The sequence below is a fragment of the Pantoea sp. S61 genome, from assembly GCF_016625145.1.
Lineage (GTDB): Bacteria > Pseudomonadota > Gammaproteobacteria > Enterobacterales > Enterobacteriaceae > Pantoea > Pantoea rwandensis_B.
This window is the reverse complement of the sequence record NZ_JACVUO010000023.1, coordinates 1-23,677: the sequence shown is the minus strand read 5'-3', so window position 1 is coordinate 23,677 and position 23,677 is coordinate 1. Positions and strand designations below refer to the sequence as shown.

Here is a 23,677-nt window from a genome sequence, read left to right as displayed (position 1 = left end):
AGGCACCTCTGTTTATAAGGTTTTTTGGAGTTCTAAGCATAGACGTCAATTTGGCATTGCGGGCTGGCCGGGTGTTGGTGCAACACCGATTTCAAATCTTCCTCAGGCTATGTACTGAGGAAGGTTGCAATAGACTAAAGGGAGGCTTCCGGACTGCGTCCAGAAGTCCGGCTATATTCCTGTTTTGAATTCTCTTCAGAGAATTCTCCACACCATCGTGAAACGACCACCGTGGCTACGCTGTTGCCAATAGTATTGCAGGTGGCGACAGCCATCGACATAAAGCGATAAACGCCAAAGATCAGCGCCAGACCCTCAACCGGTAAATGGCCCACAGTTGCTACTGTCGCGGCAAACACCACGAAAGTCCCGCCAGAGACTGCGGCGGCCCCTTTCGAGGTTACTAACATTACGGCCAGAATCCCTAATTGTTGCTGCCAGTTCAGGTCGATGCCATAGGCATTAGCAATAAACAGCGTACACATCGACATGTAAATACTGGTGCCGTCCAGGTTAAAAGCGTAGCCAGTCGGCAGGATTAAGCCAACACTCTGACGCGAGCAGCCATATCGCTCCAGCTTATGCAGCAAGCGTGGCAGGGCGCTTTCTGAGGATGCGGTGCCCAGCACGATGAAAATTTCATCTTTGATGTATTTGAGAAAACGCATCAGACTGAAGCCAGAGATACGGCACATTGTTCCCAGCACGACAACGATAAAGAAAGCAACGGCGACATAGAACATCAACACCAGATTTAGTAGCGACAGCAACACCGCGCTGCCGTTGCTACCAACAGCGTAGGCCACAGACCCGAAGGCACCGAGTGGTGCCAGGCGCATGATCAGGTTGATAAATTCAAAGAAGCATTCGGAAACACGATTCATGCCATTCTCGATCACGTTGCGTTTTTCGTGGTTCAGCGCCAGCAAGGCAAAACCAAAGATGATGGAGATCACCAGCACCTGCAATAACTGGCCGCTGGCAAAGGCGCCAATGAAGTTGTCAGGGAAAATGGCGTAGATGAACTCCATGGTGCTGGATGGCGCGTGGCCTTTTGCCAGCGTGGCGTTGACAGCAGAGGTGGCAGCCGCACTCACACTGCTGCCCATTCCCGCGCCGATATTCACCAGATTGGCCCAGCCAAGCCCTAACGCCAGTGCCAGCGTGGAGATTACTTCGAAATAAATCAGCGCGCGTACGCCAATTTTGCCTACTTTTTTAATATCGCCTGCCGAAGCAATGCCGTGTACCACAGTGAAAAAGATCAGCGGTGCTACGGCAGTTTTAATCAGTTTCAGGAAGATATCGCCGAGGATTTTGAATTTCACCGCGAACTCGGGTAGGGCGAAGCCCAGCATAATTCCCAAAACCATGGCGGCGAGCACCTGAAACGTCAACCCTTTCCAGAACGGTTTTACTGTAGACATGGCATAGTTCTCTTATTGGCAGGTAGGGTACAGGGCAGTGCACTGCCCTTATCGATTTTTTAGTGGTTAATTTTGGAGGAAGCCAGCAGGGCACGATCAACCATCACTGGCGCCAGTCCGGTGTAGTTGCCCGGTTCAGTCAGGGCCTGTAATTCCGTTCTGCTGAGCCTGGCGGTGACAGTCTCATTACCCAACAACGCATCCAGTAATGAGATATTTTGGGTATTGGCGATGCGGCAGGCGTCATACACCACATCATGTGCGGTCTGCCGTCCTAACTGAGGTGCCAGTCCCATCATCACTGCTTCAGCAACGATCAGACCGCGTGTCATGTCGAGGTTTTTGCGCATGTTGTCGGGTTTCACTTCCAGGCCGTTCAACATATACACCGCCTGCTCAAGCGCAGCGCTGCTTAGCATGAACGATTCAGGGATTGCGACCCATTCCGCCTGCCATGGCCCGGTAGAACGTTCGAAATCCTGCACCATGGCGTCCAGCATCAAGCCGGCGTGCTGGCGGACGCCTTTCGCTGCGGCATAGATAATTTCGCAGGAGATCGGATTGCGCTTCTGTGGCATGGTGCTGCTGGCACCACGACCTTTAACAAAGGGTTCATAGGCTTCGCCCAATTCGCTGGTCATCATCATCATGATATCCAAAGCTACTTTTCCGAGTGAACCGGTTACCAGACCGAGGAAATTGAGGGTTTCAGCGAAGCCATCGCGAGCAACGTGCCACGTGGAATGCGGTACGCCTAAATCGAGTTCTTCCATCATGGCTTGCTGCACCTCAAGCCCATTATCGCCCAGTGATGCAAGGGTTCCGGCAGCTCCTGCGAACTGGCCCACTTCAACGCGTGGACGCAATTGCACCAGGCGCTCGGCGTGGCGATCAAACATACTTAGCCAGACCGCACATTTATAGCCAAAGGTGATGGGTAGGGCGTGTTGCAGATGAGTACGTCCAGCCATCGGTGTGTCGCGATGTGCTTTCGCCAGTCTGGTCAGTGCCGTTCTCACCTGCTGAAGATCGCTGGCCACTATGTCCAGTGCAGCGCGGATCTGTAACACCACAGCCGTATCCATGATGTCCTGAGTGGTGGCTCCCCAGTGTACATAACGCCCGGCTTCGCCACAGATTTTGGAGAGTTGCTCAACCAGCGGCAGGATGGGATAACCGACGATTTCTGTCTGGTGCTGCATCTCATTGAGATCCAGCGCTTCATAGCGTGATTTTTCGGCGATATCGACTGCCGCGCTGGTTGGAATAACCCCGCAGCGCGCTTCGGCTTTGGCTAAAGCAATTTCAGTCTCTATATAGCGTTCAATCAATGCCTTATCAGAGAAGACTGCACGCATTTTTTCTGTGGCAAACATATTCCTGAACAGCATTGAATCGTATACGGTGCTAGACATAAAAACTCCTGACTGATATGTACGTACATTTAAATATGTACGTACATAATTAGGATGACACAGGAGCACAGTCAATTTGATCCTTAAACGGAATGTGAGAAACATGATCTCGGTTAGATATTTAATGGTTGCCAGAAAGCTTTCAGACGCGATCAACGGCGGTGAGTATCCCGTTGGCACGCTGTTACCAACAGAACACGAGTTATCCGAGATGTTTCAGGTCAGTCGTAGCACAATCAGGGCGGCGATTGCTTGTTTACAAGATCAAGGTCTGGTTTCGCGCAAGAAACGCGTGGGTACACGCGTGGAAGCGGCAACACGTCAGAAAGGTTACTCACAGACCTTAGGCACGATTGCTGACCTGGTACACCTGGCAAAAACGCAAACCCGTGAAGTGAAAGAGGTCGAATCTTTTGTTGCAGATAAAGCGCAGGCTGAACGGCTGGGATTTGAGCCAGGAGGTAAGTATGTGCGTATATCAAGTATTAGAACCGACAGTGACCATCCAGGCCAGCCTGTATGCTGGACTGACGTCTATATGGCAGACCCTTTTGCCTCGGTGGTTCCCTTAGCGAAAGAGCGTAAAGGTGAATTGATCGCCGCCATTATCGAAGCGGAATTTGGTTTGGTTATCACCACCATTGAACAGCGCGTTGAGGCGGTATCTATCACCGAAGAACGGGCAAAAGCGCTGAATACCCCGGCAGGTGAGCCCGCACTGGAAATCACGCGTATCTATCGCGATCAGGATGCCCAGTTGATGGCAATGTCAGTGACAGTTCATCCGCGCGAGCGGTTCACGCTGGTAATGAAAATTGAACGTGATCGGGTTTAAAGACAATTTGTAAAGCCGAAAGCGAGGTTCTTTTCTGCTGGTCGGGAGATTTGCAATCACGTCAGTCCTTCAGTAAGAGGCCGATAAAGCAGCAGTGTAGGCATCAGCAATTTTTGGGCGCGCAATGCGTAGAATTAAGTCATAGAACAAGTTGGCAACCAGGTGGCTCGCCTCGCAGATGGGGCTGATTATGCAACCTGATCAGCTATCTGGTTGATGTGTTCAACGCGTCCATTGCCTAGGCTGCTGTTGATATAGCTTCGTTCAATGCTCATGTTACGCAGTGCACGGCTAAACCGCGTGTTTTAACTTTGGAATGTGAGAGTTTTCTCATGTCAATAAACTGGTTCAATAAAAAATCTGTGAACTGTTACTAACGTGTTTAGTATTGTGGATAAAAAATCCAAAATTATCATTTATTATCAAGTGGTTAGGTTTGGGTTGGTGGTTTTTAGCAAAATCCAAAGTTGTGTTATGAAGTGCGAAAGCTTCGGTAGAAGAGGAGAATATAGATTTTGAGCATGATACGGAAAAAAGAGACTTTGTGAAAAAATTATAATAAGCAGGCTAATCATTATACGGAATTGCCATGCTATCTCTCTTTTTACTCATCAGCCGCGAATGCGCTGCATTCTTAGTTGCAGCATTATTCATAGGTTTTGCAATGTCCGCGGTATACATAGACGTTAACTGGATGCACAACTCGTTGCATGAAAACTCGTTCACAGAACTTCTTCAGGAAGTGATACTGGCAATTACAACAGGACTTTTCTTTTGGTCATCGGTGAGGCGCCCTGATCAACGTGGGGGCCTTATCCTCATAGGTGGGTTTTACTTGTGTATGCTGATTCGCGAACTGGATGATATATTCGATACGATCAGGCATGGAAGCTGGCTGTGGTTTGCTCTCGCAACAACGGCTATTTGTGTATTTCTTTCATTCCGAACTTTAAGAAGTATGATAACAGGTCTTACTGCGTTTTTTCAGCACCGCACATGGCTCATGACTGCGACTGGTTTGATCATAGTATTAGTTTTTTCTCGGTTAATTGGAATGCACCAGCTATGGGAACACCTGATGCTTGATGGTTACAACCGGGTCGTTAAAAACATGGCAGAGGAAGCATCAGAATTAATGGGTTACAGCGTCTGCTTTCTTTCGACGGTGCTTTTTCTGAAAGAGACACGAGAAAAAGTCTAGTCCTGAAATAAATACGCATTCCAAAATGCAATTATTCCAGTAGCAAAAATACATGGCGTAGGCAGACATAATCTACGCCATCCAAAATCTGCTTGAAGGCGAAAATGTGTAATAACCAATGATTAATCCGGATAAAAATTAAAAGGCGCTAAACGTACATTATGTTAAATAAATGGCGCCTACAATGCTATGGCATCACATTATACTTTATATTTCTCAATGAAATTCGATATGCACAGCCAAAGTATCGAGATCAGTAATTAAACCCACCATCATTTTATATTAATGTTGGAAGCGTAAATCTGGTGATTATTTCGATAGGAAGGAAGGTATGAATTCCAAAATCATTTCCTTCTTTGATGTTTTGAAGTTTCTCAGCGGTTTTTATTAAGAGTTGCGACATGTCCTGAGAAATTATGTAATCAATCTTCTCGTTAATAATTAACTTTTCGGTTACTTCATTTACCTCGTGTGTGATAAGAATTGGACGTACTTCACTTTCAATCTCATCCAGAGCTGCAACAAGACCTGCGTTTCCACCAGCAACATTATAGATTGCGCGAATGTTTTTAACATTATTTAAAAGTTGAATTGCGGCATCATAGGTTTGTTGAGTATTGTCATTGCCTGAAATAACCTCAGATACGCTCACCGCCGGGAAGGTTTTACGAATTTGTGCTCTGAATCCTATTTCTCTGTCATCATGGCAACTATAAGACAATGTACCCACGATGACAGCAACACTTGCATCAGTACAATATTGCAGATGCTTACCAAGAATAAATCCTGCGGCCTGCCCTGCAGCTCGGTTATTTATGCCAACATACGCATCTCTGGCATCGGGTTCAATATCACTTACCAATGCGATAATATGCTTACCTTTCAATTTTAATTTGTGCACTGCAGAATTAATAGCGGGAGTATTTTTAGCTACAATGGCAATACCGTCAGCATGCTCAGCTTGTTTATGCAGCAGTCTGATGACTTCATCGTCATTCATATCTGAGCTACAGCAAACATTAAGGGTGATACCTTTAGTTTTTAAACTCGCCTTAATTCGCTCTGCGGCCGATTTCAAAGAAGCGTTGTACTCATCTCCGGCCTGAACCACAACAGAAAATACACTTGAAGTTCGCATTTTAGGGGCATGAACCAAGCCGGCAGCCTCTACAAGCAGTGCAGAGTATGCATGTTGTACAGTTTCAATGGTTTTGGGATTTACTCCAGGGCGATTATTCAATACGCGATCTATAGTCGCTCTGCTGAGATGAGTTGCATCAACAAGCTCTTTCATAGTGGGTTTGCGATTCATTAATATTTGCCTGTAATAACTTGTTCATTTATCGGATGTTAACTCATTTTACAACTCAAGTCCCCGGACAATCAGGTTGAAGCATAATGCCTCTGGTTACATACCATGACTTATGATGAGAGTTTTTTGAGTCATTATATACCACCATAATTTCTTAGTATCCCATCGGCTTCACCATGCAAAGTTTAAATTTAGACTATCATATTGAAATTATTGTAAAAATTTAGATAACTTTTTCATTTCAGTTATGTGAGATGGATCATAATATGAGGCTAAAAGGATCAATTTGTATTGTAATATGACTCAGTAATGATTATTAATACATCATTGGTGTGCTGGCGAGCACAGGCAACCAGTCATTACCCATCGGAGGGCAGCCTATTCGGCTTATAAAGCTTTCTTGGGGGAACGGGTAGCCGGAGGATTGATTGATAAAGAAGGTTTTTTCAGCAAATGTCTAAAAGAAACATGCTTACCGATCTTGCCCGTGTATCTGATGTCAGTGTGAGCACAGTTGATAGAGTATTGAAAAGCCGGGCAAGAGTATCAGAATCGAAAATGAGGCGTATTTTAAGTAACGCCAGGAAGCTTGGGTACACTCAGTTTGATAATGTGCATACCCACGACCATCTACGGGTTGCGGTCCTTATAGATGAATCAACGCGATTCCCGGCATATCATATTGCTGATGGTTTTAATAATGCCAACCCTTTCACTGCAAGCAGGGAGATTTGCTTTACGGTGTATTGCTGCGGTAAGGAGTCTATCAAGCAGCACCTGACTGATATGATTCTCGGAACCGTTATGTATAATGCTGTTATAATAATTTCCGCGCAAGACATTGAGATATGTTCGAAGCTTGGTCAAGTATCCAAAAAGGTGCCCGTACTGACTATGTTTTCTGACCTGCCCTCTAGTCACAGGCAAGCCTACCTTGGCGTAGACAATAGGGCTCTTGGCTGGGCGTTGGGCGAAAAGTTAAAAGGAGATCTTTCGCTCTGTTCACCTGAAATCTATATTGTGCCGGGACAGATTAATCTTATTTCGGATGAACAACAGGAAATGGGATTCAGGTCTTTCGTCAGAAAACATCTCAACGGATATTACATAAGAGACATGGACAATAAGGACTTAAATCAGATTTTAAAGGATGAAGGCAATAGCCAATTTTTAGGAGCGATACGAGATAACGTTAAAATTATTTTTGTGACAGGGTGTTACCTTTTTTCTTTGATTAAATCATCACAGAATCATACCCCTGATGAAGAACTATCTTCAGGAACGCACTTCGCAGAAAATATATTTAATACAAATAGATATCATGCTTCCTTCAGCAATACACTTAATGAAATTATTGAGCGTGCGATGGTGCTTATTACTTTTATGGATGTGGGTCCGCGAATTCAGTACAGTGAGTATAACTACTTACCTTTTAATCTCGAAAAACTTGCTATTCATCCTGCATCTTACATTACTTAACTATCATTAAAAGACTTCTGAATCAATAAAGCGCGTGTGAAATACAGGAATAAAAACCGCCATCACCTCTGAGTTAACTTCGCTTTACCCTTTTTGATTTTACTGTCGAAATTTATGTAGTCTTCTGTGAATGTCTTATTTCTAGTAGATATATTCATCGTCTTTGGTTTTGACTATTAGCATTAAATTCAACCTTCAAATAGATTATAGTGACTTGGTAAGACTTAAGGGCGTGCATCAACAGAATTGCTGAAACTAAAAAGCTATTTCCTCTGGCGGAAAAGCGTGATTCATTTAAATTACACTATAGAAAGAGTATTCAGTAATTGCGTATGGCGATTAGATGGGTAATATTTTTCAGGTTTTTCTAAAAATCAGCAGGTTGCCAGAATAAGCAACCTGATCCGGATGTTTCCTGTTATGCCAATACGCACAGTTCCTGATTCTGCTTACTCAGGTCTTCAACATTATGAATGTGTAAAAAGCACAACAAACATTCCGCATTTATCTTACTCTTTATCGCCATCGCTTACTGTTCTCCGGCTTTGTAAGTTTTGGTTTAAATCCATTTCTCTTTTTCAGCAGAGGTTAAAGTTAATTCAACGACTCTACCGGACTTTGCAGAAGAATAGGCAGCTTCTATTACTGCCATTACCGCAATCGCTTGCAGTGGAGTTACAGGATTCTGCCGCTGACCCAGCAGGGTGTCACGAATGGCTAAATAATACTGGCGTTGGTCACCTTTAGGCGTCGCCTGTGGTGATGGACTTAGATTCTCACCAAACAATATCACATCATCCGAATCTACACCCCACTCCGTCGTTCCCGGTTTTATCCCTGCGATCAACTGGTCTTCCTGCTTGTCGGCCTCGCTTTTAACGGCAGAGCCTTCAGTTCCGTGGACAGTGAACCGTGAGACGCCACCGGCTGAGAGCATTGTGCAATTTAAAATGACTTTAAGTTTTGCATAATTTAAAACCACATGCGCCCAGTCATCTATTTCAGCATTATCACGCAGGTTGGCTATGTTGGCCTGAATAGATTCCGGTAAGCCGAACAACTGTAATGCCTGGTCCGCGATATGGGGGCCTATATCAAACCATAGACCACTGCCTGGTAAATTCTTGTCGCGCCAGCGATCTATCACCCGTGGCTGAAATTTATCAATGTGAGACTCAAAATGAACAATGCGCCCAAGCTTGCCACTTTCAATGACGGCTTTAATGCCAAGGTAATCGCTATCCCAGCGACGATTATGAAAAACAGAAAGTATAACCTGGTTTTCTTCCGCTACTTGTTGCAGGTGGCGAGCCTGGTCAAGGGTTAAAGTGAAAGGCTTGTCTACGACAACATTTTTACCGGCTTTTAAGGCAAGTTCAGCCAAAGGGGCATGAGTCTCATTTGGGGTTGCCAGCACCACTAAATCAATATCGCTATCTTTTATCGCTTCTTCGGCTGAGCTAACTACTATCACGTTAGGGAAATCAGCTTTCACTTTATCTACCTGGCTTGAAACCACGGTTTTTAGACGTAAGCCCTCAGTGGCACTGAGTAAAGGGCCATGGAAATATTGGCCGACATATCCATAACCAATAAGGGCTACATTGATCGCTAAATTTTTATTGTTCATATAGAGTCCTGATGGATTTATTGAGAGTGAATTTGTTATAAATTAAAAACACTGCGAATCCGGCATCCTGATTTTGGACACAATAAATATCATCTGCCAAAAGAATCAATCTCCTCGCCTGACAGATGATATGACTAATACAGGATACTGATACTGGACTTTTTCTGTTCTCTACCGGAAAACCCGCCGGCGAATTTCCGTGGGTTCAGACTTTCTCCGTCTGCACAGAAAGCGTATTTTTCAGCATCTTCGCTTCCGCTACCTTTTCGATATCTTCCAGGGCGATACCACGGGTTTCCGGTACATAACGCGACAAGAACCAATAACAGAACGCGTTGAACACTACGAAGATCCACATGGAGAATGCGCCATGGAACTGCTCCTGCAACCAGACATTGTCGTTGACGATTGGGAACACCAGGGTGATCAGGAAATTGGAGACCCACATCAGGCCCACGGCCAACCCCATGCTGGATTCACGGATTCTGTCCGGGAAAATTTCTGAGATCATCACCCATGCACCTGCTCCCCAACCCATACCAAAGAACAACGTAAAGATCAGGATGCCGCTAATGGCGATATAGCCGACATCATTGGTATACAGACCCCATGAGGCGATTAGCAGTCCGGTGATGGCCCCCACGGTGCCAATCTTCATGATCGGCAGGCGGCCATAATGGTCAAACAGGTGCATGCCGATAAACGCGCCAACACCATTGAGCAAGGCCACAAAAATGGTTTCGAAGAAGATAATGTCTTTATTACTGGTGGTGCCTTCCAGCATCATCGGCGTGTAGTAGTTGATGACGTTGATGCCGGTAAACTGCTGCAGAACAGCAATCGCTACCCCAACCACCAGGATATAGCGCAGTACCGGATTTTCCGGCATAACGCCCTTGCGCGCCGTGGTTGATTTTTTGGCAGCAGAAGATGGCAGTTGGAACAATTGACGCGCTTCTTCCTGATTAAATTCCGGATAGATACGCGAGAGCACTTTGATCGCATGCTCGCCTCGGTTATGCCGGATGCACCAGTGCGGTGACTCAGGAACCAGAATGATCAAGACCAGCATCGCCAGCGACGGCACCAGCTGTACCGCCATCATGATTCTCCAGCCGGTTTCAACCATCCATGCCTGCGGCATGCCACGCGCAATCAGATAGTTGACAGTAAATACCGCCAGCACCCCGGCCACGATAGAGAGATCGTAAGTACCGGTGGCTTTACCGCGCATTTTGGCTGGCGAAATTTCAGAGATATACATTGGCGTTACCGTCGCCGCCAGTCCAACGGCGATGCCACATATCAGTCTTGCACTGGTAAACAACACAAACGAATCGGCAACGGCCGAAAGATAGGAAGTCACCACAAACAGGACTGCACTGACCAGCATGACTGGTTTGCGACCGGTTTTATCCGCCATTTTTCCGGCTGTCAGCGCACCGATGACGCCGCCAAAAATGACGCTGGAAACTGCCCAGCCGGTTTCTATCGAGCTCAGCCCGAAGACCTTCTGAATCGAATCCAGCGTAGCGGCAATCACCCCTTCAGAGTAACCAAACATAAATCCGCCAGCGGCGGCCGCCAGGCAAAGCATATATACATACCGAGCATTAAACTTGTGATGGTAAGACATGATGTTGCTCTCCTTTATGCTCGGGTAGGCAGGATAGTGCTGAGCCAGTCACGTGCTCTGGCCACGGTGATTTCCGGACGTTCGAGGGAAGGATCCTGCTCAGCTTCCACCACTACCCAGCCAGCGAAACCAGAGTCGTTGATAAACTCGAACAGCGGCTGGAAGTCGATCACTCCGTCACCAGGGATGGTAAACATGCCGGCCCGAACCGCCTCGTTGAAAGAGAGGTCTTTACTGCGTACAGCTTCTAGTATTGGCGTGCGCACATCTTTCAGATGGATGTGCTTAATACGTGGGCCAAACTCATTGATCAGATCGACATAACTGAATCCACCTGTCACCGCATGTCCGGTATCCAGCAGCAGGCCAACTTCATCACCGGTTGCCGCCATCAGCTGGCGGACTTCATCCTGCGTTTCCACGACCATCATCAGGTGGTGGTGGTACGCCATGGCCAAGCCATAGCCCTGCGCCAGTTTTCTGGCGAATTCGGTCAGGCGTGCGCCATAGGCGGCCATCTGCTCGGGGGTCAAGCGGCGGCGGCGGGACAACGGAACATCTAGGGCATTCTCTGCCATTGCTGCACATTCGCCATACACCATTACCTGCGCACCGGTTTTTTGTAGCAGCGTGGCAAACTCATGCACTGCACTCAGCTCTTCATCCACGCTGCGCTCAGCCAGAAAGCCGCTGTGCCAGCCGGATGCGAGGGAGAGTTTATAATCGGATAACAGCTTACTCAGCTCATCAGGATTGCGGGGAAATAAGCGGCTCATTTCGACGCCCTCATAACCCGCAGCCAATGCACCCGTAAGGCATATATCCGCCGTGGCATCTTTGCCAAACTCTTCAATCACTTCATTGGCCCACGAGAGTGGACTGATGGCCACTCTCACTGTTAAGCGAGGAGCTTTGATCATTTTATTCATATTATTCTCTCAGTCACTCATTGATACAGGGAGGTAATAAAGGTGATGTCAATCCGAAGTTAATAATTATTAATGATTGTTATCACCTAAAGTCTGATTTTTCTAAATTAAAATGCGTATTTCTTAATGGAGGATAATAGTTCTTTTGTTAATAACGCCGGATCACGTTCCCATAAGCGCGGGCTGATTAATTCAATCGACCAGGCTCCATTATATCCAGTTGATTTAACGGCTTCTGACCAGGCGCGCAAATCGATTTCCCCTTCGCCGGGTATGCAGTCGCGTAATACCGTTTCATCCCAGGGTTCTTCAGGGCTGTGCGGCACGCGGCCGTCGCCGAAGTGCACGCCAAAAATCATCGCGTTATCCATCTTAGCAACATCCTGTGGCGTTGCGCCGGAGGCATAGAAGTGCCAGAAATCAACCACCACACCGACATTTTTTTTACCAATGCGGCGAATCACCTCCTGCGCCTGGCTTAGCGTACGGAATTTGGTGAAAGCTGGTAACTCAATCATATAGCGAATACCGTGCTGTTCACCGATGGCGGCAATAGCAGCAATATTTTCGCTCATGATGTCCATGATCTTTTCATCGGAATAGTGGTCTATGCCATTACGCGGTAATACCATGACGGTTTCCACACCCAGCTCAGAGGCTTCCTGAGTAATTTTTTCTGCTTCATTCAGCAGCTGCTGCTTCTCACTTCCCTGATGTCGTTCAATTCTGTCCAGTGCGCTAAGAAAAGAAATTGATAGCCCGGCATCAGCAATGATTCTTTTAATATCATGAGTTGTTCCGCTATTTTCTAAGTAACGCACAAGCTTAGGGTAAAATATTTCCAATGAATCAAATCCCGCCTCTTTAGCTAGGCGAACATCCGTTATTAAGTTACCGTGACTTGTCGAAATACCGTGTAAAGAGGTAAGCATGATAATCACCATGATATGTAGATAATAATATTGTTTTATCGAATTTATATATTATTAATCGCGTTTACGGTAGGCGCTCTGCATAGCCAGAGCGCCGTTTAAATGACTATTTATGGTAAGGCGTAAGCAATAACATAATCGCCGCGGTTTTTATTGGTGCCAGTGCGGGTCGCACCGCCATCCACCACCACGATGTACTGCTTACCATCCTTGCCGATATAGCTCATGGGTGTACCCTGGCCACCGACTGGCAGGCGAGTACGCCAGACTTCTTTGCCGGTATCGTTATCAAACGCGCGCAGGTAATAGTCCAGCGTGCCATGGAAGAAGCTCAAGCCACCTGCCGTTACCAGCGGACCGCCGAGGTTTGGCATCCCCAGTGGGATATACAGGTTCGGCACAATGCCCTCTTTCGGTAAGAAGTTGTTGTGAATTGGCGCATCCTGGATCCCACCGAGCGGCACCTGCCATTTCACCTTGTTACTCGCCAGGTCGATAGCGGTCAGCGAACCGAATGGCGGCTTGAAGCATGGTGTGCCTAGTGGTGAGAGGAACATACCGCGTTCCACGCCCCACGGCGTGCCCTTCTGCTCTGAATATTCGCCTTCGGTTGACGGCTTCAGGCCACCTTTTGCTGCTTCCTCACGAGACAGGAAACGCCCCACCATCGCCATGCGAATGTCATTCACATAGAGCGTACCGGTGGCCGGGTTGATCGCCATGCTGCCCCAGTTCTGACCACCGTAATAGCCAGGCCAAATCAGCGTGTCCTGTTTATCCGAAAGCGGTGTCCACTCACCTTCATAGCGCAACTTCTTAAACTGGACGCGGCAGTAGAGCTGATCAAAGATCGTGGCTCCCCACATGTCAGACTCTTTCAGCTTATCAACGCCTACTGATAGCGCGGAATAAGGCTGCGTTTCAGAGACCTGCATGCCTGGCATCACATCAGTTGGCACTTTACGCTGCTCTACCGGGTAGACCGGCTTGCCGGTACGGCGATCAAGCACAAAGATCTGGCTGCGTTTCGTGCCCTGTATGATCACCGGAAGGGTTGTGCCATCCTTCTGCGGCATGTCGTACAGAATCGGCTGTGTTGAAACGTCGTAGTCAAACTGGTCAATGTTGGCGGTACGGAAGTGCCAACGCTCCTTGCCGGTTTTCAGATCAACGGCCACGATGGCATCGGTATACTCGTTCGAGTAAGGATGGCGATCGCCGGTCCAGAAGTCAGGTGTCTGGTTGCCCGTCGGGAAATAGGCCAGTCCCAGTTTAGGATCGTAAGCGGCGGTACCCCAGAAGTTAGGCGTTTCAAGAGGGTAAGTCTCACCGGCTGGCAGCGGGCTGCTGTCGCTGGCACCGCGTTTCGCATCCCAGGCCCAAAGGATTTTGCCACTGACCACATCATATCCGCGGACCACGCCGCCAGGTTCGCCTACGGTGAGGTTATCATTCAGACGTCCACCCACCATGATTACGCCATCGGCCACCAGTGGCGCAGAGGTCACGTTGTAGCTACCCTGCTGCCCGCCTTTGGCGTCAGCGGGCATGTTCACTGTCAGATCGACGTAACCCCCGTTACCGAAGTCTTCACACAGTTTTCCGGTTTCGGCATCCAGCGCCACGATGCGGGCATCAATGGTGGTTTCAATGATACGTTTGCGGCAAGTAGCCGCAGAGGAAATTGCCGTAGCAGCAACCTCACCAGAGGTGGGGTTTTTAGCTGATAACTGGTCAATATCGGCATAGCCCACTCCACGGCATCGCTTCCAGCCTTTGTCGCTTTCAAAGATTTCCGGATGTGGATCGAAACGCCACTTCTCCTTGCCTGTGGTGGCATCAACTGCAATCACTTTACTTAGCGGAGTACACAGATAAACCGTGTCGGCCACTTTCAAAGGTGTAACCTGATATTCTGCACCATCAACCGCCATGTCACCTGTACGATAGGTCCATGCGACTTTCAGGTCCTTAACATTGCTTTTGTTGATCTGGTCAAACTGGACATATTTTTCGCCGAGGGTGTTACGTCCCCAGGCTGACCAGTCGTTCCCACCTTCGTGACCAGCCTGAGGATTGATGACCTTCGCGGCTTCGCTTGTTGCGGTGACTTCCGCATGTGGAAAAAAAATACCGCTAATCAGTGCAATCAGTGCAACAAAGCATACGCCAGCTATGGTGAAAGCAGACTTTCTGGGTGCCGGCAAACCACCTTTCCGGTTTAGCCACGGTACGCACAGAGATACCAGCATGCTTATACCGATGAATACCGTTACGCGCGGCAAGAATTGCCAGAAGTCGTCGCCAATTTCCCAGAAAGCCCATATTACACTGTAAAGCGCCAGTGCGATTGCGACCGGCCAGGCATAGAAACGCCTACGCATTAACCCAAGGCCCGTGATGCACAAAAGGATCCCTGCTAACAAATAGAACCAAGCTCCTCCTAAAACCGCGAGATACGCGCCGCCTGCTGCCAGCCCTACCCCCGTTAAAGTTACCAGAGCGCCGATAACGCCCAGTAGTAAAACAGATTTTTTCATATCGTCTTCTTCCACTTACCTGCCATTATTATTATGAAACACCGCTTCATGCGGCAATATGTCTATCTTTGATGCATAGAGAATCATAATAGAGACAAATTAGATCATTCTAAAGATCGAAGACAATTAAAGAAGATCAAAAATGAGACCCAAATCGAACTTTTATTTCAAAAAGTCCTTGTGATGAACCGATTAATCTAAAATGTACAAGGTTATGCGGATTTGAAGTTCGTGCTGATGTGTAAAAATCGGGGCTCTAGGTGAAATGATTCAAAATGACTCAAAGATGAGCCAGACCTGTACCTTAAGTATGATCCGGGGGGTAAAGGAGAGAACTGGGCACTTCCAAAAGGGATATACAATCTAGGCAACTGTGGTTGAGACTCACCACTACCTGCCTATTAAAATCCGGGCAGTAAAGGTATAGGATTGGTTCCGAGTTAGAGAATGCATCACTCTAAAATCATCATTATTGTGACCATATCTGGATATCAGATGAATATCGATTCCGGAGGGACGACATGCAAGGGCCAGCAACCTTTCGCCAAAGCTTTCAATAGGAAAAATGCCCCTGAGATTTTTCAATATTTCATCTCCTAAGGGACATTTGCTGGCCTTGCTACTGTGTCATTTCACTTTGCTCCAGAAGTCTCTTAGCTGATGCATTAGTGGCTCTCAGATGCTCTTCCACATTTATGCCCTGCAGTTTTCCATCTGCTTTGATAATACGACCATCGACAATAACTGTCTCAACATTTTCCGGCTGAGCCGAGTAGACGATGAGCGCTGCCGGATCCCCTCCGCCAAAGCCGGCCATATTCAGAGTATTTGGATTGATGATCTGAATGTCTGCCCGCTTACCCTCTTCAAGGGTTCCGGTTAATGCACCCAGTCCAATCGATTCTGCAGAGCGACGCGTTGCCAGCGTCAGAAGCTCGCGCGGGTCTGGAAGTGCTTCATCTTTAGCATTACCGCTTTCAGTCAGCGCTGCAGTGCGAAGCGTTTCGAACATATTAGCTCCGCCAGACAAAGCATTCCCATCTATGCCCAGCCCCTGCCTTTTAACACCCTTAAATTGATTAAGCAGCGTCAACCCATAGCCGACGCGTTGTTCGCTGACTGGAGTTAACACCAGCCCACCGCCAGCTCCCTGCAAAGCGTTTAACTGCTGGGGGAGCGCATTGCTTGCGTGAATAACTGTCAGCGATGGCGATAAGTATTGCCGGTCTATCAGTGCATCAAACATTGCGCGAGCATCGCCGCTGACATGCACCTGAATCGGAAGTTTGTGCTGAACGGCGAACCTGTATTCTTCATCCCGCATTGCCCAGTTCTGTTGGCTGGATAAGTCCCGGGGTATTCGCCAGCCCAGCCCGAGTTGGACCCGATCTGTTGCCTGCTTTTTCAGTTCAGCCAGGTGCTTCAAATCAATCATGTTTTTTGTGGTTTTATCAGGACCACCATAATACATAATGGCGCGAATGCCGCTCTTTTCCAGAGCTCTAAATCCAGCATCACCCCAGGCAGGGCCACGAATGTTATCAAAGTAGTCGCCAGTAGTAGTGACTCCTGACTGTAGCAGTTCAAGCGAACCTGAATACATTGCCTGCCAGATGTCATCCGGCTGCATCTCCTTTGCTAACTTGTTGCTAACAGGAAAAAATTTTCCCTGCTTGTTTCGGAACTGCCCGCGCATGGTGGTAACCCATAAATGATTATGTGCATCAACAAACCCCGGCATTACATACTTTCCGCGGGCGTCTATTATCTTTGCATCGGGTGCCACAAGATTTTTGCCAATCTTCACTATCTGGTTATTTCGAACCAGTATGTCGGCAGAAGGCTGGTCCTCTCCGTTGGCTGTCATAGGTAACAGATAACCCTGCCGGATAAGTAAAGTGTTGTCAGGGAAGGCACTAATCGAAGCAGAGAAACAACTGGCAGTAAACAGTACAGCGCGAAGTTTACAGGGCATACCTACTCCTTCGTGAGTTAATGGGGTTAAATCACAGTATAGGCTTTGCCGTTAAGCTGATGAGACACGTGCGATGTTTAATGGTTGATTCTGGACTCAATAAAAGGGTCTACGAGTTAAGTTCACCACTGTGGAAAGTGACATTAAATCTTCATAAATTATGAGGTTATAACAATGTGGTAGTTATGATTATGTTAACTCTTGTGAGGCTGGCTTATCTGTAGTGGCTTTTAAGTATTCGCTAAAACTCTCTATCAAGGCATTTTTAAAAGGTCAATTTACAAGCTGCCTTGCGTAAGCGTTCATCACCACGGCGGTCATATTTTTGCGTCGTGGTAACGCTGGCGTGGCCCATAGCATCACGGACTGTAATCAGGTCTTCGCCGTTTTCCAGCATCATTGAAGCGAATGTGCGGCGTAAATCGTGCGGCGCGCACGCATCAATCCCACTTTGAGTACGCCGCTCATAGAGAATGTGGTATACCGCCTGTGGAGTCATGCGCTCATAAGTGACGCTGTCACCTGCGCGTATGCGGGAAAACAGCGGCCCATCCCGTTCGCCGCGCACCGTCTCCGTCCAGGTGAGGATGCGCTGCCAGACAGCTTCCGGCATAAAGGCCAGCCGCTCTTTGTTTCCCTTACCGCGTATCATCAGCGCCTGCTCCTTGGGAAGAATGCTGGCGTAGTCCAGGCCAATCACTTCTGAACGTCGCAGGCCGCAGCCGAGCATCACCGCCAGCATGGCCGCGTCACGCGGGCCTTTGCAGGCGGAGTCCTGTTCGCAACAGCGGAACAGCGCCTGAATTTCTTGAGCTGCCAGTGCACGTCCGCGGGCAAGCCGGCTTCCCCTTACTGCTCGTATTGCCTGAATCTGCTGATAACTCTCTGTGTCTGTCAGCTTCATCATCCACGCCTCGCGGGCGGTACCCTTCAGTGCTGAAAGATAGGTGTTGATGGTGGCCGGCGCCCGACCGCTGACCTGAAGCATTTCCAGCAGGCCACGAATATGATGACGGCGGAGACTTCCCCATGCGCATGTCTGCAGGGAGCTGAAGCCAAGCATGCCCGCCACGATATTAAGAAAGGACTTCATGGTCTGCCGGCTGGTGGCGGAGGAGAGACCAATGAGGTATGACTGAGCCGGGTTCAGCGACGGACTGCTGCTAATGGCAGCCAGAGCGGATGCATCAAGGACTTCGTCTGTCGACAGCGCGAGATCGCGTGAAAGAGCGCCATCGTTGGCAGAGTCGGTCATGTATACCTCTGGGTTGAAAAGGCTGCAGCCTTCGCGACAGTTGAAATCTGACAGGATTATCCCCTGCACATGTGCTTCCGGTAAAGCTACTTTTTCAAATACATATTTTAATAAGTAGCTATTTTTCTGCACTCTTTCCTTGAATGAAGAGCGTAAAGAGTTAAGGTGGGGCTGAGGCGATTCATCGAGCAGGTTGCGCTGGTTCTCACAGAACACTATGCAATCCATGGACAAATCGCAGCACAAAAATCATTAGGGTAACCGCGCTATTTAGGGGAAAGGGAATGAACCTTACGTATGACATTCTGAAAGCAGTGATTCCAACTTTAATTTTGCTGGCTTTAAACAAACTCTCCTCAGGCATGAAAGTTTTTTCATCTGAACAGACATTCGCTAAATTAAGCTATAAGAAGAGGCGGAATTTCATACAGTTGATCCGTGGACGAAATACCACCATTAACTATGATGATCAGATTGAGATGAAAAACGAACTTGAAAGCTATAATGTCCGTTACAGCTATTCATTCATGCAAAAACTATTCAATTATATCGAAGACAAAAATATATCTCTTGCTAATTCAGACCTCAGTTGTTTTTTGCAAATGGCGGGCTTGTTTAAATGTGAAGATAACGGAAGTGCGAAGAGGCATCGATTCGCGGTATTGTCTGTAATTACTTTGATTTTATTTAGTACCCTGGCTCTAGCTTTTGTGGTTTGGTCAATAAATGATTATGTCAATATTATCCTCCAGAACATAAAATCAGGACCATTATGGGTTGTTATATTTATGGCAGTTACGTGTGTTGCTCTTTTAGGCTTTGCCATTATTCTTCTGTTTTTATTGAAGTCTACAGTGTGTTATTCAATACCGGCGTTCCGTTTCCAGAAAAAGTACAAGAAATATCTTAATGAAAAAGATCACGCGGATGATACAGCTTCAATGCAAAGTGATTAAAATCAGTATGTTACATGAATTCGCAAAAGGTTTATTATGTTGAATAAGATATCTGAAAGCTTACTAAGACCATATCTAAGGCGTACTATACGATAAGGTTTATTCACATTATTATTACCTTCTCCATGCCTGAGAATCAGGCACGGCGTGCCGAAGTCACTAGTTTTCCCAGAACGTTGTATATACTCTTTCTATGAAAGATGAGATGCGTATTTAATTAATTCCATAAATCGAATTCTATCGATGATTTAAAAGGATCCGGCAATGTTAAGTCCATGGCATGAACATTGCCTTCTTATCTCAAATTTTAAATAATGTACTTTCAAATACTGATAAATGCCTTGAACAGTGGACTTATGAATTTGTTATTGATTTGGTTTATAGCACTGGTTTTATCAATCAAATGCCGTTTTGTCGTTCAATCAAATCTTGGATATTCTTTGTGAAGTTTCTTCTGTAAATGGGGTTGTATAAAATCCTTGTTTTAGCATTGATTAATCTTAGTGTGTTGAAATCAATCTCTGGTTTCGCAATATCTTCATTGTAAAAATTGATATGTGGTATTGAAGGGACATCATCTCTTGGTGAGTTAAGGAATAATGAACCTAATATTTCTGCACTTTTATTAACATCATCAACATTTCCCTTTAGATACCTGTTTACTGCCGAAATAAGCAAGTCAGCTACTTGTAATCCGGCATGCTCTTTCGAGTTGGAAAAACTAAGTTTATCATTAAGTAATTTTTTGAAATCAAATGAGACTACATTTTCTGCAATCGATGAGTGATCTACTGAGTAAATGTTTTTTCGAAATTCAATTTCATCTTCACCCATTCCATACGGAGCTTTTTTATTCCCATAATTTCTTGTAAAATATACTATATCTTCTTTATTAATTGCCACCCCTCTTGTCTCTCTTATGAAATCAACCTGCACAGTTGCTGGCATGAATTTGGAATATAATAGCTCAAACTTTTTAGGGGATTCGTTCTTTCTATCAAATATCCATTCAAATCTAGTTAGTTCGCGTGGACTTACACGGCCATAAAATGTCATGGTTTTATCTAGCATGAAAGATATTAATTTAGACTGAATTACTATTTGATTATATTCCTGGAGTCCTGTTGTGTTAATTAGAACATTGATATCCTCAAGCTCTGATAAATATTCATTTTGTTGTTCTGGGCTTAGGTTACTTTTGATTTTATCATAATAATTTTTTCTTGCTTTTATTTGGTCTTCTTTGTGAGCGCTTGAGCTTTCATTGTTTAGTGATGCACGGTTTACTGTCATGGCATGTAAGCTACAATTAGCATCTCTAAGTTCATCTACAAAATTGGAGAAATCATTAGTGCTAGGATCAGGCCTATTTTTTTTAATCTCTTCATTCAAGGGGATATTCATTTTAGTTTTTAAATCGTTTAATGCTGAAATAACTTTCTTTTCGCTTTTGTGCGGAATAGTTACTGCCCCGACAGTTCCCCATGCTTTGTCAATATTGTCCAATACCGTGTGAGGATTAAATAACCCTGCTTCATCTACGTAGATTTTCATAAAATAACCTATTTTTATTATTTAAAATTCAACATTTCTTGTATTTTTAATTTCAGATTTTCACAAAAAACTCTGTACTTTTCTTGATCAAGAAATTCTTCAATGATTTGATCTATCCTGTTATAGTTTGTTAATATTGGTCCTCTTTTTAAAATGGCGTGTTCAAACTCACTCCACCATTTTTCATCATCAATATTAGGAATTTTTTCTGGTAATTTAGGAAATCTTTCTTTGTTCTCGTAAATTTTGTCAATATCCAGCATAGCTGCGAATGTAGGGTTCAGCTTAAGAACGTGTGATTCTTTTATATAATCAATGCGTTCTAATGCTCGCTGAGAATAAAGATCATTGTCGACGATGAAAATTGCCTGTTTTTTGCTCTCAGTGATTAGCTCAAGCAATCTTTCAGATTGATTAAGTCCACCTAAAGCGATTGCCTTAATATCAGGAACTTGTAATTCCTGTAATAAATTCTTCGTTTTCAGGAAGCAGTCAATGAATATCTCATCTAGTTTACCTTCGACAAACAAAGTCAACTGATTTGAAGGGCTTGTTACTCTTCTCTCTTCCTCTGCACTTTTAAGTAACTTTGCAACTCCCGGCATTTTCTTTGTTCTGGGAAATAATGGAAGCCAGCCTTTACTGTTACTCCAAATAATTGGAAGGGTCGTATTAGGAGTATTATGATCAAATATTAATAAACCACCAAGTTCTGAATAACCTAAGTTTGATGAGGATATTAAACGACAATATTTTTTTATGGTTTCTAAAGCCGCATTCCTCTCTGCAACCGGCATTCCCTTATAAAAAGCCGCATCAAGATTTGCAACAGTATCTCTTGTATTATATTCCAATGCTGTTACAACAGTTGCCCCAGTTTCTTTCGTAATATGCTTAATGCCATCATCGTAACCAGCCACTGTCAATACGAATATGTTCCTGGTTTTTGATAATGAATAAACTTCTTCAGCTACGCGTTTAACTTCTTTTGCTATAGTCTTACCTGATCCAATTACATCATCCACTAAAACAATATTGTCTATTTTTGAGAGATCAAGTTGTTCTTCTTCATCACTAGACACAAAGTCATCTTCAGATATCCCAGTTGTTGCCCTGTAATGATAGGCAATTAATGCACCACTTTTGGCAGTATTACCTATCGCTGCAAATAAGGTGTTGTTTCCTTTCATTGGGGAACCTTTCTCAGAAATCTTACGAATGAGCTTGGTTTGAGCAACCTCCAATGAAGATCTAATGCTAGATGAGTCAAGAATGTCTAAATTCTCTAAAATCCTCACTGCTAAAGCATAATGTTCAACTTCGAATTGTAAAACCCACTTGATTGCATGCTCTAATGAGATCTTTACTGGCCAATCGTTTATTGTTTTTTCGATTGTATGAACTAAAACATTTAAATTAGAAGGTAATGCATTCATCATAATTTAAAATCCTTTTTTGCGTTATAAAAATAAATATTCTGTATGTCTTTACTTTGGGGTGGATTTATTAAATTCGTGTTATTTTGAGTAAATAGTTAATTTTACCACTCACGTTTATTTCGAAACAATTGGCACTTTAAGCTGGTGTTCAATTGGTGAAGAGCCTGTGAGTACTCGTTGCCATCTGGCACGAATTAACAAATCGTCAACTGCTGAAAAATTTGCAGTTATACGAATAGAAATGGCTTTTTTTGATTACCTTCGGCATCAAACTCAGAGTCAAGGTCTGCTTTGCGTATAAAGATTCCCGGTACCTTTTCACTGAGCTTGACTGCATGCTTCCCCTCCCACTCTCTATCATTCAAAACACCATATTTTATGCCAGTTAGCTTTAAAGCATGCATTATGTGTTGGAGTCGGAAGAGGTCATTCTGCTCTAAAAGATCGCCTCGACTTGCACGCCAGAGGTAATCAAACTTGCCCCGAAGATCCGCCCTGAGACCTTTCTCACGGCCTTCTTTTAAAAGCCACTGGGCATCTGTAGATAGCTCTCGCCGGAATAGCCGCTTTTTCTCAGCTGTAGCAAGCCAACGGCATAAGAACATGTTTTCCTGAGCAGGAGAGCTGACGATTCCATCTTTGCAGGCCATATTTAGAGCTACTAGAGCACACCAGGCAAGATGATCAACGTAAAGGTTTTGAGATTTCATACAGTCGTCTTCAACCATCATTGTATTTTGAGCTGTCACTTGAAGTGTCATAAAGTTACTTACGTTTAGCATTTGATGATGATAGATGCTTTCTCAATCCACTCGCTTTACCTTGGGGTTTGTCTGGTAGTTATGAGAGACAACGCAAGTAAGTTATCGGCAGACTTCATTGTGCATTTAATTATTAATATAATACAAGGATATGCTTACTCACCTCGGGGAAATGTGTGGCAGAAGTAGAAAAATGGACTGCGTTTAATCATCCAGACGGAACTGTTCGTGATCTGTCGTTCCTTGATGCGCACGAAGCTGTCTACGTTCATTCGGCAGAGGGAAAGGAAGACATAACCTACAGATTCTGGGTGACCTATTCATTTCACTGCTTCGCAAAGGACTATGATTGATCCTACCCGCGAATAGTGGACACGCGACTAAGTGAGTAAACTCTCAAG

General features: G+C 45.4%; 17 protein-coding genes and 1 pseudogene. 5 read left to right on the top strand and 13 right to left on the bottom strand.

What is annotated here, in order from left to right; translation table 11 throughout:
- Nucleotides 1-134: 134 nt before the first annotated feature.
- Together dctA and IAE30_RS26505 are read right to left on the bottom strand one after the other, a co-directional pair.
- Entirely contained in the window at nucleotides 135-1,427 is a 1,293-nt protein-coding gene (dctA, locus tag IAE30_RS26510) for a C4-dicarboxylate transporter DctA (RefSeq protein ID WP_200539153.1), read from the bottom strand.
- Between the two features lie 59 nt (nucleotides 1,428-1,486).
- Nucleotides 1,487-2,842 carry an adenylosuccinate lyase family protein gene (locus tag IAE30_RS26505; protein ID WP_200539154.1) on the bottom strand — a complete coding sequence of 452 codons (1,356 nt, stop codon included), beginning with the start codon at nucleotides 2,840-2,842 and terminating at the stop codon, nucleotides 1,487-1,489.
- Nucleotides 2,843-2,945: 103 nt separating this feature from the next.
- On the opposite strand from IAE30_RS26505, the gene IAE30_RS26500 reads away from it, so the two are divergent.
- Both IAE30_RS26500 and IAE30_RS26495 read left to right on the top strand, forming a co-directional pair.
- On the top strand, nucleotides 2,946-3,677 hold the full coding sequence (locus IAE30_RS26500; protein WP_200539155.1) for a GntR family transcriptional regulator: 732 nt from the start codon (nucleotides 2,946-2,948) through the stop codon (nucleotides 3,675-3,677).
- 589 nt (nucleotides 3,678-4,266) lie between these two features.
- A complete protein-coding gene (locus IAE30_RS26495) occupies nucleotides 4,267-4,878 on the top strand; it encodes a hypothetical protein (RefSeq protein ID WP_200539156.1) in 612 nt (203 codons plus the stop codon).
- A gap of 277 nt (nucleotides 4,879-5,155) precedes the next feature.
- Here the strand turns inward: IAE30_RS26495 and IAE30_RS26490 are convergent, their stop codons facing one another.
- The gene (locus IAE30_RS26490; protein ID WP_200547971.1) at nucleotides 5,156-6,190 is read right to left on the bottom strand and encodes a substrate-binding domain-containing protein; all 1,035 of its coding nucleotides are present in this window, start codon (nucleotides 6,188-6,190) and stop codon (nucleotides 5,156-5,158) included.
- Nucleotides 6,191-6,643: 453 nt separating this feature from the next.
- Between IAE30_RS26490 and IAE30_RS26485 the strand changes: the two genes are divergently transcribed.
- Nucleotides 6,644-7,669: a LacI family DNA-binding transcriptional regulator gene (locus IAE30_RS26485; RefSeq protein WP_200547972.1), complete on the top strand. Its 1,026-nt coding sequence runs from the start codon at nucleotides 6,644-6,646 to the stop codon at nucleotides 7,667-7,669.
- 559 nt (nucleotides 7,670-8,228) lie between these two features.
- Here IAE30_RS26485 and IAE30_RS26480 read toward each other — a convergent pair.
- The 7 genes from IAE30_RS26480 to IAE30_RS26450 all read right to left on the bottom strand — a co-directional run bounded on the left by IAE30_RS26480 (nucleotide 8,229) and on the right by IAE30_RS26450 (nucleotide 18,794).
- Nucleotides 8,229-9,299 (bottom strand): oxidoreductase, encoded by a 1,071-nt coding sequence (locus IAE30_RS26480; protein ID WP_200547973.1) that lies wholly within the window; start codon nucleotides 9,297-9,299, stop codon nucleotides 8,229-8,231.
- A gap of 205 nt (nucleotides 9,300-9,504) precedes the next feature.
- The gene (locus IAE30_RS26475) at nucleotides 9,505-10,935 is read right to left on the bottom strand and encodes a sugar porter family MFS transporter (RefSeq protein WP_200547974.1); all 1,431 of its coding nucleotides are present in this window, start codon (nucleotides 10,933-10,935) and stop codon (nucleotides 9,505-9,507) included.
- A gap of 14 nt (nucleotides 10,936-10,949) precedes the next feature.
- Nucleotides 10,950-11,864 carry a myo-inosose-2 dehydratase gene (iolE, locus tag IAE30_RS26470; protein ID WP_200547975.1) on the bottom strand — a complete coding sequence of 305 codons (915 nt, stop codon included), beginning with the start codon at nucleotides 11,862-11,864 and terminating at the stop codon, nucleotides 10,950-10,952.
- Between the two features lie 107 nt (nucleotides 11,865-11,971).
- Nucleotides 11,972-12,796, bottom strand: a complete 825-nt coding sequence (locus tag IAE30_RS26465) for a sugar phosphate isomerase/epimerase (RefSeq protein ID WP_234472869.1) — start codon at nucleotides 12,794-12,796, stop codon at nucleotides 11,972-11,974.
- 110 nt (nucleotides 12,797-12,906) lie between these two features.
- Nucleotides 12,907-15,336: a membrane-bound PQQ-dependent dehydrogenase, glucose/quinate/shikimate family gene (locus IAE30_RS26460; protein WP_200578525.1), complete on the bottom strand. Its 2,430-nt coding sequence runs from the start codon at nucleotides 15,334-15,336 to the stop codon at nucleotides 12,907-12,909.
- Between the two features lie 619 nt (nucleotides 15,337-15,955).
- A complete protein-coding gene (locus tag IAE30_RS26455) occupies nucleotides 15,956-17,311 on the bottom strand; it encodes an amidohydrolase family protein (RefSeq protein WP_234472868.1) in 1,356 nt (451 codons plus the stop codon).
- A gap of 265 nt (nucleotides 17,312-17,576) precedes the next feature.
- On the bottom strand, nucleotides 17,577-18,794 hold the full coding sequence (locus IAE30_RS26450; RefSeq protein ID WP_370585638.1) for a tyrosine-type recombinase/integrase: 1,218 nt from the start codon (nucleotides 18,792-18,794) through the stop codon (nucleotides 17,577-17,579).
- 56 nt (nucleotides 18,795-18,850) lie between these two features.
- Between IAE30_RS26450 and IAE30_RS26445 the strand changes: the two genes are divergently transcribed.
- A complete protein-coding gene (locus IAE30_RS26445) occupies nucleotides 18,851-19,522 on the top strand; it encodes a hypothetical protein (protein WP_200547976.1) in 672 nt (223 codons plus the stop codon).
- Nucleotides 19,523-19,921: 399 nt separating this feature from the next.
- Here the strand turns inward: IAE30_RS26445 and IAE30_RS26440 are convergent, their stop codons facing one another.
- The 3 genes from IAE30_RS26440 to IAE30_RS26430 form a co-directional block, all read right to left on the bottom strand.
- On the bottom strand, nucleotides 19,922-21,076 hold the full coding sequence (locus IAE30_RS26440; RefSeq protein WP_200547977.1) for a DUF3800 domain-containing protein: 1,155 nt from the start codon (nucleotides 21,074-21,076) through the stop codon (nucleotides 19,922-19,924).
- Between the two features lie 17 nt (nucleotides 21,077-21,093).
- Nucleotides 21,094-22,515: a hypothetical protein gene (locus IAE30_RS26435; protein WP_200681293.1), complete on the bottom strand. Its 1,422-nt coding sequence runs from the start codon at nucleotides 22,513-22,515 to the stop codon at nucleotides 21,094-21,096.
- Nucleotides 22,516-22,742: 227 nt separating this feature from the next.
- Complete coding sequence (locus IAE30_RS26430; protein ID WP_234472867.1) at nucleotides 22,743-23,276, bottom strand: DUF2913 family protein; 534 nt, start codon at nucleotides 23,274-23,276, stop codon at nucleotides 22,743-22,745.
- A gap of 176 nt (nucleotides 23,277-23,452) precedes the next feature.
- On the opposite strand from IAE30_RS26430, the pseudogene IAE30_RS30150 reads away from it, so the two are divergent.
- Nucleotides 23,453-23,626, top strand: a pseudogene (locus tag IAE30_RS30150) (hypothetical protein); the annotation flags it as partial.
- Nucleotides 23,627-23,677 lie beyond the last annotated feature (51 nt).

Bases quoted from the DNA above. Each gene is read 5' to 3' on its own strand.
- IAE30_RS26465 (WP_234472869.1), bottom strand. From the start codon at position 12,796: ATGCTTACCTCTTTACACGGTATTTCGACAAGTCACGGTAACTTAATA.
- iolE (WP_200547975.1), bottom strand. From the start codon at position 11,864: ATGAATAAAATGATCAAAGCTCCTCGCTTAACAGTGAGAGTGGCCATC.
- IAE30_RS26490 (WP_200547971.1), bottom strand. From the start codon at position 6,190: ATGAATCGCAAACCCACTATGAAAGAGCTTGTTGATGCAACTCATCTC.
- IAE30_RS26450 (WP_370585638.1), bottom strand. From the start codon at position 18,794: ATGGATTGCATAGTGTTCTGTGAGAACCAGCGCAACCTGCTCGATGAA.
- dctA (WP_200539153.1), bottom strand. From the start codon at position 1,427: ATGTCTACAGTAAAACCGTTCTGGAAAGGGTTGACGTTTCAGGTGCTC.
- IAE30_RS26475 (WP_200547974.1), bottom strand. From the start codon at position 10,935: ATGTCTTACCATCACAAGTTTAATGCTCGGTATGTATATATGCTTTGC.
- IAE30_RS26505 (WP_200539154.1), bottom strand. From the start codon at position 2,842: ATGTCTAGCACCGTATACGATTCAATGCTGTTCAGGAATATGTTTGCC.
- IAE30_RS26445 (WP_200547976.1), top strand. From the start codon at position 18,851: ATGAACCTTACGTATGACATTCTGAAAGCAGTGATTCCAACTTTAATT.
- IAE30_RS26440 (WP_200547977.1), bottom strand. From the start codon at position 21,076: ATGAAAATCTACGTAGATGAAGCAGGGTTATTTAATCCTCACACGGTA.
- IAE30_RS26455 (WP_234472868.1), bottom strand. From the start codon at position 17,311: ATGCCCTGTAAACTTCGCGCTGTACTGTTTACTGCCAGTTGTTTCTCT.
- IAE30_RS26485 (WP_200547972.1), top strand. From the start codon at position 6,644: ATGTCTAAAAGAAACATGCTTACCGATCTTGCCCGTGTATCTGATGTC.
- IAE30_RS26500 (WP_200539155.1), top strand. From the start codon at position 2,946: ATGATCTCGGTTAGATATTTAATGGTTGCCAGAAAGCTTTCAGACGCG.
- IAE30_RS26495 (WP_200539156.1), top strand. From the start codon at position 4,267: ATGCTATCTCTCTTTTTACTCATCAGCCGCGAATGCGCTGCATTCTTA.
- IAE30_RS26460 (WP_200578525.1), bottom strand. From the start codon at position 15,336: ATGAAAAAATCTGTTTTACTACTGGGCGTTATCGGCGCTCTGGTAACT.
- IAE30_RS26430 (WP_234472867.1), bottom strand. From the start codon at position 23,276: ATGACACTTCAAGTGACAGCTCAAAATACAATGATGGTTGAAGACGAC.
- IAE30_RS26480 (WP_200547973.1), bottom strand. From the start codon at position 9,299: ATGAACAATAAAAATTTAGCGATCAATGTAGCCCTTATTGGTTATGGA.
- IAE30_RS26435 (WP_200681293.1), bottom strand. From the start codon at position 22,515: ATGATGAATGCATTACCTTCTAATTTAAATGTTTTAGTTCATACAATC.